At 62.7% G+C, this 14,060-nt stretch carries 13 protein-coding genes; 10 read left to right on the top strand and 3 right to left on the bottom strand.

Translation table 11 applies throughout. From position 1 onward, the window contains the following. Positions 1-940: 940 nt before the first annotated feature. Complete coding sequence (gene gcbA, locus PMI24_RS02445; RefSeq protein ID WP_007951019.1) at positions 941-2,611, bottom strand: diguanylate cyclase GcbA; 1,671 nt, start codon at positions 2,609-2,611, stop codon at positions 941-943. 428 nt (positions 2,612-3,039) lie between these two features. Here gcbA and PMI24_RS02440 point away from each other — a divergent pair, with 428 nt between their 5' ends. The 6 genes from PMI24_RS02440 (at position 3,040) to PMI24_RS02415 (ending at position 9,713) form a co-directional block, all read left to right on the top strand. Next, positions 3,040-4,107, top strand: a complete 1,068-nt coding sequence (locus PMI24_RS02440; protein WP_007951018.1) for a DUF2333 family protein — start codon at positions 3,040-3,042, stop codon at positions 4,105-4,107. A gap of 3 nt (positions 4,108-4,110) precedes the next feature. Further along, on the top strand, positions 4,111-4,668 hold the full coding sequence (locus PMI24_RS02435; RefSeq protein WP_007951017.1) for an NUDIX hydrolase: 558 nt from the start codon (positions 4,111-4,113) through the stop codon (positions 4,666-4,668). Between the two features lie 186 nt (positions 4,669-4,854). Continuing rightward, positions 4,855-5,226: a translation initiation factor Sui1 gene (locus tag PMI24_RS02430; RefSeq protein WP_007951016.1), complete on the top strand. Its 372-nt coding sequence runs from the start codon at positions 4,855-4,857 to the stop codon at positions 5,224-5,226. A 218-nt stretch (positions 5,227-5,444) separates the two neighbouring features. Then, the gene (gene speA, locus PMI24_RS02425; protein ID WP_007951015.1) at positions 5,445-7,358 is read left to right on the top strand and encodes an arginine decarboxylase; all 1,914 of its coding nucleotides are present in this window, start codon (positions 5,445-5,447) and stop codon (positions 7,356-7,358) included. A gap of 232 nt (positions 7,359-7,590) precedes the next feature. Further along, entirely contained in the window at positions 7,591-8,922 is a 1,332-nt protein-coding gene (locus PMI24_RS02420; protein WP_007951013.1) for a type VI secretion system Vgr family protein, read from the top strand. Further along, on the top strand, positions 8,919-9,713 hold the full coding sequence (locus PMI24_RS02415) for a DUF4123 domain-containing protein (RefSeq protein ID WP_007951012.1): 795 nt from the start codon (positions 8,919-8,921) through the stop codon (positions 9,711-9,713). Before PMI24_RS02420 ends, PMI24_RS02415 begins: the two co-directional genes overlap by 4 nt. Before the next feature lie 9 nt (positions 9,714-9,722). On the opposite strand, the gene PMI24_RS02410 is transcribed toward PMI24_RS02415, so the two are convergent. Both PMI24_RS02410 and PMI24_RS02405 read right to left on the bottom strand, forming a co-directional pair. Beyond that, positions 9,723-11,072, bottom strand: a complete 1,350-nt coding sequence (locus PMI24_RS02410) for an MATE family efflux transporter (protein ID WP_007951011.1) — start codon at positions 11,070-11,072, stop codon at positions 9,723-9,725. Between the two features lie 37 nt (positions 11,073-11,109). Next, entirely contained in the window at positions 11,110-11,403 is a 294-nt protein-coding gene (locus tag PMI24_RS02405; protein WP_007951010.1) for a hypothetical protein, read from the bottom strand. A gap of 143 nt (positions 11,404-11,546) precedes the next feature. On the opposite strand from PMI24_RS02405, the gene PMI24_RS02400 reads away from it, so the two are divergent. The 4 genes from PMI24_RS02400 to PMI24_RS02385 are packed head-to-tail and all read left to right on the top strand — an operon-like array spanning position 11,547 to position 13,837. Then, complete coding sequence (locus tag PMI24_RS02400; RefSeq protein ID WP_007951009.1) at positions 11,547-11,849, top strand: MazG-like family protein; 303 nt, start codon at positions 11,547-11,549, stop codon at positions 11,847-11,849. Next, positions 11,849-12,598: a methyltransferase gene (locus tag PMI24_RS02395; RefSeq protein ID WP_007951008.1), complete on the top strand. Its 750-nt coding sequence runs from the start codon at positions 11,849-11,851 to the stop codon at positions 12,596-12,598. The genes PMI24_RS02400 and PMI24_RS02395 overlap by 1 nt, the downstream gene beginning before the upstream one ends. Before the next feature lie 12 nt (positions 12,599-12,610). Beyond that, complete coding sequence (locus PMI24_RS02390; RefSeq protein WP_007951007.1) at positions 12,611-13,225, top strand: DUF4136 domain-containing protein; 615 nt, start codon at positions 12,611-12,613, stop codon at positions 13,223-13,225. Between the two features lie 54 nt (positions 13,226-13,279). Beyond that, positions 13,280-13,837: a DUF4136 domain-containing protein gene (locus PMI24_RS02385; protein ID WP_007951006.1), complete on the top strand. Its 558-nt coding sequence runs from the start codon at positions 13,280-13,282 to the stop codon at positions 13,835-13,837. Positions 13,838-14,060 lie beyond the last annotated feature (223 nt).

The following is a 14,060-nucleotide window of genomic DNA, read 5'->3' as shown; positions in this document are numbered from 1 at the left end:
AGGCGGACTTCGCCCTGGATCTGTCCGTGCTGGGCGCGCACCACCGGTTCGAGACCGGCGATGGCTTGCTGCACGGCGGCGATTTTCTGGTGGGTCGCGGTGCTCAGATCGGTGCGTTTCTGGATCTGATCGCGGGTGCGCGCCAGCTCGGCCGGGTAACGGCCGAGCAAACTGTTGAGCTCGCGTTTGAGGCCGACGCCGGCATCTTCGGCAGCGGCTTTTTCTGTACTTTCGATGCCCATCATCGCGGCGAAATCGTCGCTGCCTGATTCACTGCTGGCGACCACGCCGAGCAAGGGCAGGGCATCGATCGTCTGGGCTTGGGCGCGGATGTTGCTGACTTCGCGTTCGACATCGGCGGCCAGTTCACTGCGTCCGCTGCTGACCAGTTTGTCCCGGGCCAGCGACAGTTTGCCCAGATGTTGAGAGGCGATCAGTAGAGGCGTGAGATAGGTCGCGTTGCCGCCGGCGTAGGTGCTGAGTTGATCTAGGCTGGCGCTCAATTCCCGCTCGGCCTGCAACAGCAGCGCCTGTGGATCGCCGGCCAGTTTGCCGGCGGCCAGCAGGTCGGTCTTGCTGAATTCATCGAGGCCGGTGAGGCTCGGGCGCAAGGTGTCGGCCAGCGCCGGCGGCAGCTCGCCGAGTTCTTTCTGCAACTGATCGATGGCCTGACTGGCGCTGCTCAGGCGCAGGGCGTCGCCGCTGGCGAGGTAATCCTCGACATTGCGTGCCACGTCATTCTGAAATTGCTGCGACAGCCCCAGGTAACGCTCCATCAACAGATACGGGCGTTCCAGGGCTTTCTGCGACCACCACAGCGTGGCGCCGAGGGCCACGCAGACGGCGACCAGCAACAGAGTATTGAGATTGGTGAGCAACTTCAGGCGCATGACGGCTACCAACGGCAGAATGGTAAGCGCCTGAATTTATTGCGGTTCTGTTACAGGGTTATGACCGATTGGGTCGAATCCGATGAAAAAGTGGCACTTTGCTTTGAGTCACGCGCGGTCTGCACCCGATTGCGTCCTTCGCCCTTGGCGCGATACAGCGCCTCGTCGGCCTGGCTGGCCATCATCAGGCTGTCGGAGTCGTCGCGCATTTCCACCACGCCGGCGCTGAAGGTGCACCACAGATCCTGCGGCTGGGCCGGATAGTGGATCTCGGCAAAGCGCTGGCGGATTTCGTCGAGCACTTTGTGCGCCGCTTCTATATCGGTGTCCGGCATGACGATGGCGAATTCTTCGCCGCCGTAACGGCCGATGAAATCGGTCTTGCGCAGACGCTGCTTGAGGAACAGCGCCAGGCTCTTGATCACCCGGTCGCCCATGGGGTGGCCGTGGCTGTCGTTGACCCGTTTGAAGTGGTCGATGTCGAGCATCGCAAAGCTCAACGGCTTGTTCTCGCGGCGGGCGCGGAACGAGCAGTCTTCGAGCAATTGCAGAATGTGCGTGTGGTTGTACAGGCCGGTGAGGCTGTCGCGGACCATCCGTGCTTTCAAGTTGCGCGCGCGGGCGGCGCGGTTGCGCACGGTGGTGATCAGGTGACGCGGCTTGATCGGCTTGGTCAGGAAGTCATCGCCGCCTTCGCTCATGGCATCGAGCTGCTTGTCCAGATCGTCCTCGGCGGACAGGTAAATGATCGGCACGCTGACATAGCGGTCGTTGTGGCGGATGACCTTGGCCAGTTCGGTGCCGGTGCAGGCCGGCATGTACATGTCGAGGATGATCAGGTCCGGCTGGAAGTCCGCCAGCTCGGCCATGGCCTGGATCGGTTCGATCAGGGTGCGGGTGACGATCCCGGCGCTGTTGAGCAGGCGTTCGGTGTGCAGGGCCTGGGCGCGGGAGTCGTCGATGATCAGCACTTTATAGGGTTCGTACTGGGCGACGCAGGTCAGGACCTCGATCTTCTCCAGCAGGCTCGAGGCTTCGAGAGTGCCAGTGAGAAATTCCTGGCCACCGGCGCGCACCGCCGCGAGGCGGGTCGGGGTGTCGGTTTCGTGCAGGCTGAAGAACAGCAGCGGCAACGGTTCTTCCAGGCCTTGCTGGGCCTCGGCGGCGAGTTTCAGGCCGACGCCGGCACCGCTGAAATCCACGTCCATGACGATCGCGGCCGGCAGGCGCTCGACCATCGACGAGCGAAACGCCGACACGCTGTCCAGCGCCTGGGCGCTCAAGCCGAAAAACTCCAGCTGTTTGGCCAGCCGCTCGGCGCGGTCGTGATCCTGCAGCATCACGTAGATCGGTTTGCGCAGGGGCGGCAGGAAGGTCTGATCGAGCTGATCGCCATGGCGCAGGCCGGTGCGTGACAGGCGCTGCATCAAACGGTTGAGATCGGTGATCAGGCCGCTGCTCAGGCGTCCGCGATTGGCATCTACCGCTTCCAGCGACTGGCTGATGTGGCGGGCCAGCTGCGTGTGTTCGGGCTGTTCGAAGCGCTCGGCAAAACGCAGCAGGCGCAGATTGGCCTCGCTCAGTTCGGCGAGATCGGCAGTGGACCACTCACTGCGTTGCAGGCGCTGCCATATCTCAAGAATCTGACGTGCCTGATGAATTACCCGCTGGGCAAAGTGGTGCTTGAGGCGCTCACGGCTGGGGTCTTCTGGCTCGGTCATATCCTGACTACTAGTTAGGGTGCATGCTGAGATCGACTGGTGGCTCTATGCTAGCACCTCTTTTCCCTTACATGAGTGTCGTACGTCAATAATCTGCGGTACGGCATCATTCAGTTTCTGACTGCCGGGTTTCAATTTGAACCTGATCGTCGGGGAAGTCCCCATCTACCGGGCATTTGCCGATCTGAATGCCGGTGAGTTTATCGGAGGATGAGAAAGGTGGAGCAGGGTGTTTGTGCTGTCGCGTTACGGGTATTGGCGGCGAAATGGCGATGAATCCGCTATCGGGGAATCCCTTAGGGTGATCTGCACAGGCCTCGTGTCGGGTGGCGAGACAACGCCTGTCAATATTGACGGGTGCCCGGTCGAGGCACGTTGTTGTATGGTTGTGGTCGAACCGTTGAACCCAAGATTGAAAGGATATCGCCATGCTGGACTGGAAGAACCGCGCGGGCAGCGCGCCTGAACGTGCCGCCGAGCCCAAGTCGGCCGCCCGCAGCTATGTCGGCGGGCTGTTGTTCAGCCGGGCGCTGGCCACGCTGGTCGCCATTTACTTGTTGGTGACTATTGCCCTTGGCTGGTACTGGAGCCAGGAGCCGGCGCTGTTTCCCGTGGCGCAGAACGCCCAGGTTGCCGCCGAGAAAGAGGGCAAGCAGATGGTGGTTGGCTACACCACCGTCGAAACCCTGAAAACCGTTGCCGGCACGTTGCTCGACAAGCCGGGCGGCTACATTTCCAACGACCGTTTCCCGCCGGGCCTGTGGATGGACAACATGCCGAGCTGGGAATACGGCGTGCTGGTGCAGGTGCGCGACCTGACTCGTGCCCTGCGCAAGGATTTCGCTCGTTCGCAGTCGCAATCGGCTGAAGACGCCGACCTGGCCAAGGCCGAGCCGCGCTTCAACTTCGACAACAAGAGCTGGATCCTGCCGTCCAGCGAGTCGGAATATCAGGAAGGCATCAATTCCCTGAGCCGTTATCAGGCTCGCCTGTCCGACCCGACCCAGAAAAACGCGCTCTTCTACGCCCGCGCCGACAACCTGAACAACTGGCTGGGCGATGTCGGCACCCGTCTCGGTTCGCTGTCGCAACGCCTGTCGGCCAGCGTTGGCCGGGTCAAGCTCAACACCGCGCTGAAAACCGAAGTGCCGGCGGTGGGTGAAGTGCCGCAGGTCGACGAGGAAGTCGTCGAGACTCCGTGGATGCAGATCGACAACGTGTTCTACGAAGCCCGCGGCCAGGCCTGGGCGCTGTCGCACCTGTTGCGCGCGATCGAGGTCGATTTCGCCGACGTGCTGGCGAAGAAGAACGCGACCGTCAGCGTGCGTCAGATCATTCGTGAGCTGGAGGCGTCTCAGGAGCCGGTCTGGAGCCCGATGATCCTCAATGGCAGCGGCTTTGGTGTGCTGGCCAACCACTCGCTGGTCATGGCCAACTATATTTCCCGGGCCAACGCCGCCGTGATCGATTTGCGTCAACTGCTCAATCAGGGCTGAGTCATGGACGAGAGCGCCAAAGAGGCGGCCCATCGCGCCGCCTCGGATGCCGAACAGATCGCCTGGGTCGACGAGCAGGACAACCTGCTCGGCGCCCTGGTGCGCTCCGACCTGCGCGAGCGCGGGCTGATCGGCCGTGGCACCTACATCATGCTGTTCAACTCCGCCGGTGAACTCTGCGTGCATCGGCGTACGTTGAGCAAAGCCATCTATCCCGGTTACTGGGACGTGGCGGCAGGCGGTATGGTGCAGGCGAACGAGACTTACGCCGAGTCGGCGGCCCGTGAACTGGAGGAAGAGTTGGGAGTGAGCGGCGTCGAGCTGACGGCCCACGACCATTTCTACTTCGAAGACACCGGCAATCGCCTCTGGTGTTCGGCGTTTTCAGCAGTGTGGGACGGGCCGCTGATCCTGCAGCCTGAGGAAGTGCTCGAAGCGCGCTTCATTCCGGTCGAGCAGGTCATGCTGGAAATCCAGCAAAAGCCTTATTGCCCGGACTCTCTGGCCGCGTTGAAACGCTATCTGAAGGCTCAGCAAAGCGACGTCGCAAAGAACACATAAATTGGCGCCGATTGGCACTTAGCAATCGGCGTTTTTGCCGTTACACTGCGCGACCTTTTCAAGCTGTGCCGGCCCGCTTTCAGGAGCTCATGGCACAGTAGCGCTGCCCCTGCCTGAGTGGGGCTTCGCGGTCGATAGCCTTGCCCAAGGCTGCGATCAGTCTTTGTCCTCCCGAGAGGATTGCCGGTGGCCAAAAAAGCCGCATCCTTCGCCGCCCTGGGCGGCCTGGTATTTTCCACCGACGCAGGTCGTCATTGCCCGGAATGCAGCAAGCCGGTGGACGCCTGTATCTGCAAACAAACCGTGATCCCGGCCGGCGACGGCATTGCCCGCGTGCGCCGCGAGAGCAAGGGCCGTGGCGGCAAGACGGTGACCACCATCACCGGCGTGCCCTTGGCCGAAGACGCACTCAAGGAGCTGGCGACAACGTTGAAGAAACGTTGCGGCACCGGCGGTGCGTTGAAAGACGGGATCATCGAGATTCAGGGCGACCATGTCGAGCTGCTCCTGGCCGAGTTGGTCAAGCACGGTTTCAAGGCGAAGAAGTCCGGCGGCTAGCAGCCTCTGTGAAACCCACCGGCGGCTTGATTCAGCTCCAGAGTCCCTGGGTCTGACGTCGTTTCCATGGTTTTCACAGAGCCTGTTCATGACCGGTTTCTAAACTCAACGCTGTCAGCGCGGTCTACCGCCCCGCTGACGAACCGTCATTTTCATTCTTTAGACTGCGCCGGCCTGAGATCAGGCGACGCACTATGACTTCTTTATAGGGGACTTCGATGTCCGTACGACGCACACGCAAAGACGATGGCAGCCAATGGACAGTTGCGGACAGCCGCAGTGTTTACGGGATTCGCCATTGGGGGGCCGGGTATTTCGCGATCAATGACGCCGGTCGCGTCGAAGTTCGTCCGAACGGCCCGAGCAGCTCGCCTATCGATCTGTTCGAACAAGTCGACCAGTTGCGCAAGAGTGGCTTGTCCCTGCCGCTGCTGGTGCGTTTCCCCGACATCCTGCAAGACCGCGTCCGTCAGCTGACCGGCGCTTTCGATGCGAACATCGAGCGTCTGGAATACCAGAGCAAATACACCGCGCTGTACCCGATCAAGGTCAACCAGCAGGAAGCGGTGATCGAAAACATCATCGCCACCCAGAACGTTTCCATCGGTCTGGAAGCCGGCTCCAAGCCTGAGCTGCTGGCGGTGCTGGCGCTGGCGCCGAAGGGCGGCACCATCGTCTGCAACGGTTACAAGGACCGCGAGTTCATCCGCCTGGCGCTGATGGGCCAGAAGCTCGGTCACAACGTGTTCATCGTGATCGAGAAAGAATCCGAAGTCGGTCTGGTGATAGAAGAAGCGGCGTCGCTGAAGGTCAAGCCGCAGGTCGGCCTGCGCGTGCGTCTGTCGTCGCTGGCGTCGTCGAAGTGGGCGGACACCGGTGGTGAGAAATCCAAGTTCGGCCTGTCGGCGGCGCAACTGCTGTCCGTGGTCGAGCGCTTCCACGCGGCGGGCCTGGATCAGGGCATCCGCCTGCTGCACTTCCATATGGGTTCGCAGATCGCCAACCTCGCTGACTACCAGCACGGCTTCAAGGAAGCGATCCGTTACTACGGCGAGCTGCGCAACCTCGGTCTGCCGGTCGATCACATCGACGTCGGTGGCGGCCTGGGCGTCGACTACGACGGTACCCACTCGCGCAACGCCAGTTCGATCAACTACGACATGGATGACTACGCCGGTGTCGTGGTCGGCATGCTCAAGGAGTTCTGCGACGCGCAGGCCTTGCCGCATCCGCACATCTTCTCCGAAAGCGGCCGCTCGCTGACCGCGCACCACGCGATGCTGGTGGTGCAGGTGACCGACGTCGAGAAGCACAACGACGACGTGCCACAGATCGAGAACAAGGAAGCGCTGCCGGAAACCGTGCAGTGGCTGGTTGACCTGCTCGGCCCGACCGACATTGAAATGGTCACCGAAACCTACTGGCGCGCTACCCACTACATGAGCGACGTGGCCGCCCAGTACGCCGACGGCAAACTGACCCTGGCCGAGAAAGCCCTGGCCGAACAATGCTACTTCGCCGTATGCCGCCGCCTGCACAACTCGCTGAAAGCGCGTCAGCGTTCGCACCGCCAAGTGCTGGACGAACTCAACGACAAGCTGGCCGACAAGTACATCTGCAACTTCTCGGTGTTCCAGAGCCTGCCGGACACCTGGGCGATCGATCAGGTCCTGCCGATCATCCCGCTGCACCGTCTCGACGAAGAGCCGCTGCGTCGTGCCGTTCTGCAAGACCTGACCTGCGACTCCGATGGCAAGATCAATCAGTACGTCGATGAGCAGAGCATCGAGACCAGCCTGCCGGTGCACGCGCTGAACGAAGGTGAAGACTACCTGCTGGGCGTGTTCCTGGTCGGCGCCTATCAGGAAATCCTCGGCGACATGCACAACCTGTTCGGTGACACCGACTCGGTGAACATCTACCAGAACGCCGACGGCAGCGTGTACCACGCCGGTATTGAAACCCACGACACCATCGAAGACATGCTGCGCTACGTGCACCTGTCGCCGGAAGAGCTGATGACCCACTACCGCGACAAGTGCGCCAGTGCCCGCATCAGCGCCAGCGAGCGCACCCAGTTCCTCGATGCATTGCGCCTGGGTCTGACCCGCTCCTCCTACCTGTCTTCCTGAGGCCAAGTTCCGCTTTCATCGGGTTGTCTGAAATTGTTCCGCTCACCGCGGACGTTTCAGACAATCAGGTGAGACGCTTCTTTTTCTCTTCGCGAAACGGCTTGCTTCCAGGCGAGCAAAGTGACGTCGTCTGCTTTTCGCGTAGGTCATTTCCGAATTTGTAGTTCGGCCCTCTACTCGGCCATGGGTCTCGGCGAGAATCCCCGCCCGCCCCCCTGTAGAGAATCCCCCCATGTTCGATCCACCCGACGAGCCGTCGTTTCGTCTCGATGTAGCGGGCCTTTCCGACTCGCTTGAAGTCCTGGCATTCACGGGTTGCGAAGCCATCAGCGAGCCTTTTTCATTCGAGATCGACGTGCTGGTCGATGATCCGCATCTGGATCTTGCCGGCCTGATGTATCGTTCGGCGCGCCTGTGTTTCGGGCCTTGCGGCAATGGTGTTCACGGGCAGTTGCACAGTCTTGTCCAGCATGAACAGGGGCGCGGTGCCCGGTTGTTCCGGGCGCGGCTCGGGCCGCGGCTGAGCTGCCTGGGCCTGCGTTACAGCCAGCGCATCTTCAGTGATCTTTCGATACCGCAGATACTTGATCAGGTGCTCAGGGAGCACGGCATCAGTGGCAACGGGCGCCGGTTTGATTTGCAGGACGCCTATCCGCCCCGCACGTTCTGCACCCAGTACGGCGAGTCGGATCTGGAATTGGTGCAGCGGTTGTGCGGCCAGGCACGCATTCACTATCACTTCGAACATGGGGGCAGGGGGCATTGCCTGGTGTTCGGGGATGACCCGGCTCGACTGCCACGCGCCGGGAACCTGCGATGTGAGGGCGAGGATGTGAGCCGCTGGCAACTGGGCGAACACGCGCGCCTGCATGCAGCAGGCTCGCGGCGGACACGCACGGCGCAGGGGCACTCCGATTCGCCAACCCTGCGCAGTGGTCACTGGCTGACGATTTCCGGCCAGCCCCTGGCAGACGCGAATGCGCACTGGCTGGTGAGCCGAATCGAACATCGGGCCGATCAGTCCCTCGAGCCGCCCTACAGCAATCGGATCTTTGCCGCTGACCAGTTGCCGCGGCCCCGATCATCCGTTGAATACCGGGGTGCGCGCATGTGCAGCCCGCAACGTGCGTGGGTGGTGTCGGTCGAGGAGGTGCAACCGGATGCCGTGCGGCCGGTGGCCGTTCAGTTTGACTGGCTCTATCAGGGAGAAGGGGCCCGCCCCAGCCATTGCTGGCTGCCGCTGGCTCCGGCGTTGGCCGATACGCCGATGGCATCATTGAAGGACGGGGTGGAGGTGGTGGTGAGCTTTCTGGAAGGTGACCCAGAGCAGCCCGTGATCAGCGGCGTCTTGCAGGTTCCGGCACTCACCGAAGCCATCGAGGATGATGCACCGTCAGCACTGCCCGAGCGTCTGGCGAGCGCGGGCCTGCCTCAATGGCTGAAAGCGGCCGAGCCGTTATTGTTGTTGTGCCTGATACCGGGCGGCGGCAGTTATCGGCATTGCGCGGCGTCACTGTGCAGCTGTCGATTGGTCGCCGGGCTCAAAACGAGCGACGGAAGATGAGCGTCGCGGCCCCCGGACAGCGCGCTCAATGGTTGTTGCTGGATATCGCACAGGCACCACAGGCCGTGCAGACGTTACGCCAGGGATTTGCCGGTGTGCACAGCCTGAAGCTGTTCGACGGTACGGAGTTCCAGCCGGTCAGCGAGCAAGGCCCTTGGCTGATCGACCTGCGTGACAGCCCAGCGCTGTCGGCGCTTTGCCACGCCGACCCGCTGACCTGGCAAGGGCTGCTGCTGGGCAGCGAGGCCTCAGCGCCGTTATTGCGCGAACACTTGCAACGGATGCTGACCGTGTCTGTCGGCCTGAATCACCGGGCACTGCTCAATTTCTACAATCGCCAGACCGCCAGCTACTTTTTCGATGCCTGCGATGCCCGGCAATTGAGCTGCTGGCTCGGGCCGATCGGGTGGCTGCGCTGGTTCGGCGGGACCTGGGCCGATCTGGCCGGCGGCAGTCAGGGCTGGCAGCAATTGCGCAATCCGGGGCTGGCCGTGGAGCCGCTGCGGATCGAGCAAAGCCTGACCCGCCGCCAGCGTGAGCGCCTGCACCGCTGCCTGCTGGATCAGCATGTCTGGCGCTGGAGTCAGGCGACAGGGAACGACTATCGGCTGATGTCTTCCTTTCAGGAGCAAGGCCTGGAACTGGGGTTCAGCGAGCAGGCGTTGCTGGACGACTGGTTGTGGCTGCGTTTGCAGCATCCGCGTGCCGAGCTGACGCCGCTGCCGCAAGGATTGACCCCACGGGAGCGGCTTGAGCTGTTGCGTCGGCGTTGGCTGAACGACCCGTCGTGAAACGCCGCTTCAGTGAGCGGCACCGTTGAACCAGCCATCGGTGCGCCGCAGCCACCACGCCAGCCCTCCGAGCGTCAGGCTGCGCAGCACCATGAACAGCAGGAAAGATATCCACAGGCCGTGATTGCCCAGACCTCTCAGCGCCCAGGCGACCGGCAGCAGCAGGATCACGGTTGCCAGCATACCGTTGCGCATTTCCCGGGCGCGGGTGGCACCGATGAACAGGCCGTCGAGCAAGTAGCTCCAGACCGCGATCAGCGGCAGGACGGCCAGGTAGGGCAGGTAGATGAACGCGGTCTCGCGCACGCTCTGGATGTCGGTCTGCATTTCGATGAACAAGTGGCCGGCCAACAGAAACAGTGCTGCAAAACCCAGGCTGGCCAGCAACGACCAGCCGCCGGCAACCACCAGCGAGCGGCGCAAGGCCAGACGATCACGGGCGCCGATGGCGTGGCCGCACAGGGCTTCGACGGCGTGGGCCAGACCGTCCAGCGCGTGGGCGGTCAGCAGCAGGCCGTTGAGCAGCAGCGCGTTGGCCGCGACCGTGGCGTCGCCGAGTCGCGCGCCCTGCACGGTGATCAAGAAGAACACCGATTGCAGGGCCAGGCTGCGGATGAAAATGTCACGGTTGACGGCCAGCAGCGGGCGCCAGCTCTGCCAGACCTTCAGGGCCGCCCAGGCGATGTGACCGGGGTAGGCGCGCAATGCCTTGCGAGTCATCCACAGGCCGAGCAGGGCGCCGCTCCATTCGGCGATCACCGAGGCCCGGGCCGAACCGACCACGCCCCAGTCCAGGCCTATAACGAACCACAGGTTGAGCACGATATTGATCAGGTTGGTGCTCAACAGAATCGCCAGCGGCGCCCGGGCGTTCTGGGTGCCGAGGAACCAGCCCACCAGCGCATAACTGGCCAGCGCCGCCGGCAGTCCGAACAGCCGGGTGTGGAAGAAGTCGCGGGTCAGTTGATCGAGTTCCGCCGACGGTTGCATGAAGTGCAGCGCGACCCCGCTCAGAGGTACGCCCAGCGCGCCGAGCAGCAGCGCCAGCCCCATCGCCAGCAGCAGGCCCTGAAGCAGAATCTGCCGCAAGGCCGCACCGTCGCTGCGCCCGGCTGCCTGCGCGGCGAAACCGGTGGTGCCCATGCGCAGAAAACCCATGGCCCAGGCCAGAAAGGTGTACAGGCTGGCGCCTACCGCCACTGCGCCCAGTTGATGGGCGTGGGGCAGGTGACCGATGACGGTGCTGTCGACCAGCGCCACCAGCGGCACGGAAATATTGGAGAGGATCATGGGGGCGGCGAGGGCCCAGACCCGGCGATGGGTCGGGCGGTCGCGCCAGTCGGCGATCAGGTTGGACATGCGGGCTCCTTGGGGAGCGGCATTGTAGCGGGAGGTGTCAGTGAATGATCCAGCTCAGTAGCCACAATCCCAGCAGCAACCAGATGATCCCGGCAATGATCGAGGCATTCATGAACGCGCGGATTGCCGACCACAACAGCATCAGGCCGACGATCAGCGCGATGATACTGATGATTGACGTATCCATGCCCAGCGCCTTCGACAGCCCGTCGACAAAGTTGCCGCCGGCGTTGCCCAGCAGATTGAACAGGCCGCTGAGGCCATCGACGATGAAGCGGATGATCGAGCCGAGCGCCTGGCCCAGCCATTCGAAAAAGCTTTCTACCTGCATGTCTGTTTCCTGATGAAAGAGCTGAGCCTTGGGCCGCAGCGGGTGCGGTCGAGTTCCCTGCAAGCATAGAGGGTTTTAACGGGCGACTGGCCCTTGCCTTCGCGCAGCTTCCCCCCGAAGCTATACGCCTTCAGGAGAGCCCGATGAACCTTGTTGAACTGACCGAACGCCTGCACGCCATTCGCGACCGCAATGACTGGCGGCAATTTCACAGCCCGAAAAACCTGGCCATGGCCGCCAGCGTGGAAATGTCCGAACTGGTGGAAATCTTCCAGTGGCTGACCGAAGACCAGTCCCGCCAATTGCCGGCGGACAAACTCGCCCACGCCGGGCAGGAAGTCGGCGACATCGTTCTGTATCTGTTGCTGCTGTGCAGCGAACTGGGGCTGGACATGAATGAAGTGGTGCGCAGCAAGCTCGCCGACAGCGAACGGCGGTTCAGCTGATGAGCGACCGTCATTTCGATCAGTTGGCGACCCGTTTCGCAGAAAAAATCTACGGTGGCGCCAAAGGCGCGATCCGCTTGGCGGTGCTGCAGGCCGACCTTGCCGAAGCCTTGCCGGATCGTCCGTTGCGGGTGCTGGACATCGGTGGCGGCCTGGGCCACATGTCGCTGTGGCTGGCCGAGCGCGGGCACGAGGTGACCTTCACCGAGCCGGCCGAGCCGATGCTCGAAGGCGCACGTCAGCGCTTTGTCGAAGCCGGGCAAACCGCGACGTTCATTCAGGCGCCCTGGCAGGAACTGCTTGGCCAACTCACCGAGCCCTACGACCTGGTGTTGTGCCATGCGGTGCTGGAATGGCTGGCCGAACCCCACGCGATCCTGCCGGTGCTGCATCAGCTGACCAAGCCCGGTGGCTGGCTGTCGCTGGCGTTCTACAACCGTGATGCGCTGATTTACCGGAACCTGCTCAAAGGCCATTTCAAGAAAATGCGCAAGAACGACATGGCCGGCGAGAAGCAGAGCCTGACGCCTCAGCAGCCGCTCGATCCACGGGAACTGGCAACGCAACTCGCCGGGTTGTGGCAGGTCGAAACCCAGAGCGGGGTGCGGGTTTTTCACGATTACATGCCGGTGGAATTCCAGGCCCGCGCCGAATTGATTGATTTGCTCGAGATGGAGCTCGCCCACCGTCGTCACCCAAGCTTCGCCGGGCTTGGGCGCTACTTGCACTGGATCTGCCGGCCGATCTGATCGGAGCGAGATATGAAAGGTCATTCAGGGTTACTGCTGATCTGTCTGGGGTTGGCCGCCTGTCAGGGCAGCAACCCTTACGTGGCGCAGTCGCGGCCATTGCCGCCGGCGCCCCCGCAAGCGGCGACCACCTTCGACCGCAGCGCTTATCCCGCGCCCCCTCGTGATTACGGGCGCTATCGCAGCTGGGCGTGGCTCAACGGTCAGCTGCCGCCGGGCACGGCCTGGGCCGATTCGGCGCAAGTGGCCGAAGCCGTCAGCAGTGCGCTGGACCAGCGCGGCTTGCGCCCGCTGCATGACAATCGCCCGGCCGATCTGCTGGTCAGTGCCAACCTGAGTCTGGAAACCCGTCTGCGTCAGGTGCAGGACGATTACGGTTACTACGGCGGCGGATACGGCGGTTATGACCGTTACGGCCGCGGCTACGGGATGTACAACACGGTGCCGATCGTTCGTACCTACCAGGAACAGGTCGTGGTGGTGCGGGTCGATCTGTTCGACGCCGGCAGTGGTCAGCCGGTCTGGAGCGCCAGCGCCGAAACCGGCACCCAGGGCAAACAAGGTGATCGCACCGATGCGATTCGCGAGGCTGTCGAAAAGGCCATGTCGGCGTATCCTCCCAGTTAGCTTCCTGCAATTGAAAAGCTCCCTCAGGTTCATGTCTTCCACCGGAGAAAAACCATGTTCCGCCGTCTCGCTTTACTGGCCGTGGCCGCACTGCTCAGTGCCTGCGCCGCCAACCAGGTCAATCATGACTTCGACGCCAGCCGCGACTTTGCCGCGTACCGCAGTTGGAGCTGGAAAGACCCCGCCCTGCAATACCGCCCCGACGATCCACGGATCAAGAGCGATCTGACCGAACAGCGCATCCGTCAGGCCGTCGCCGATCAACTGGATCAACGCGGCCTGCGCCCGGCCGCCTCGGGTGCCCGAGGCGATCTGTTTGTGCAGACCTACCTGATCGTCGAAGACCGTCAGCAACAAGTGACCACCAACTACGGCGGCGGTTGGGGTGGCCCGTGGAATGGGTACTGGGGCGCGCCGATGTACAACGAAACCCGCAACATCACCTACAAGGTGGCGACCATTCAGGTCGATCTGCTCGACGGCAAGGACGGCAAGCTGGTGTGGCGTGGCAGCGACGAACAGATGCTCAGCCGCACGCCGAACCCGGCGGATCGCAGCAATGCCATCCGCGAGACGGTGGCGCGGATCCTGTCGAATTACCCTCCGCGCTGAGCCTGTACAAAAAAACGGGAGCCTATGGCTCCCTTTTTTTATGGGCGGGTGAAACTGGCGCGTTGCCAGCAGTGTCGGTGCAGCGCGTCTACACTCAAATCCACCAATGGAGGTTGCGCCCGGCAGTGCGCCGGCAAAGGAGTGCGCCATGTCGCGTCATCCGCAGTGTGGCGGGCCAGCCCGGCAGCGCGGGGCCATCGGCCTGATGGCGGCCGCCACTCTC

The organism is Pseudomonas sp. GM25 (assembly GCF_000282255.1).
Taxonomy (GTDB): Bacteria; Pseudomonadota; Gammaproteobacteria; order Pseudomonadales; family Pseudomonadaceae; genus Aquipseudomonas; species Aquipseudomonas aphyarum.
Note: the sequence above shows the minus strand (reverse complement) of the source record. Positions and strands in the feature narration are given on the sequence as shown.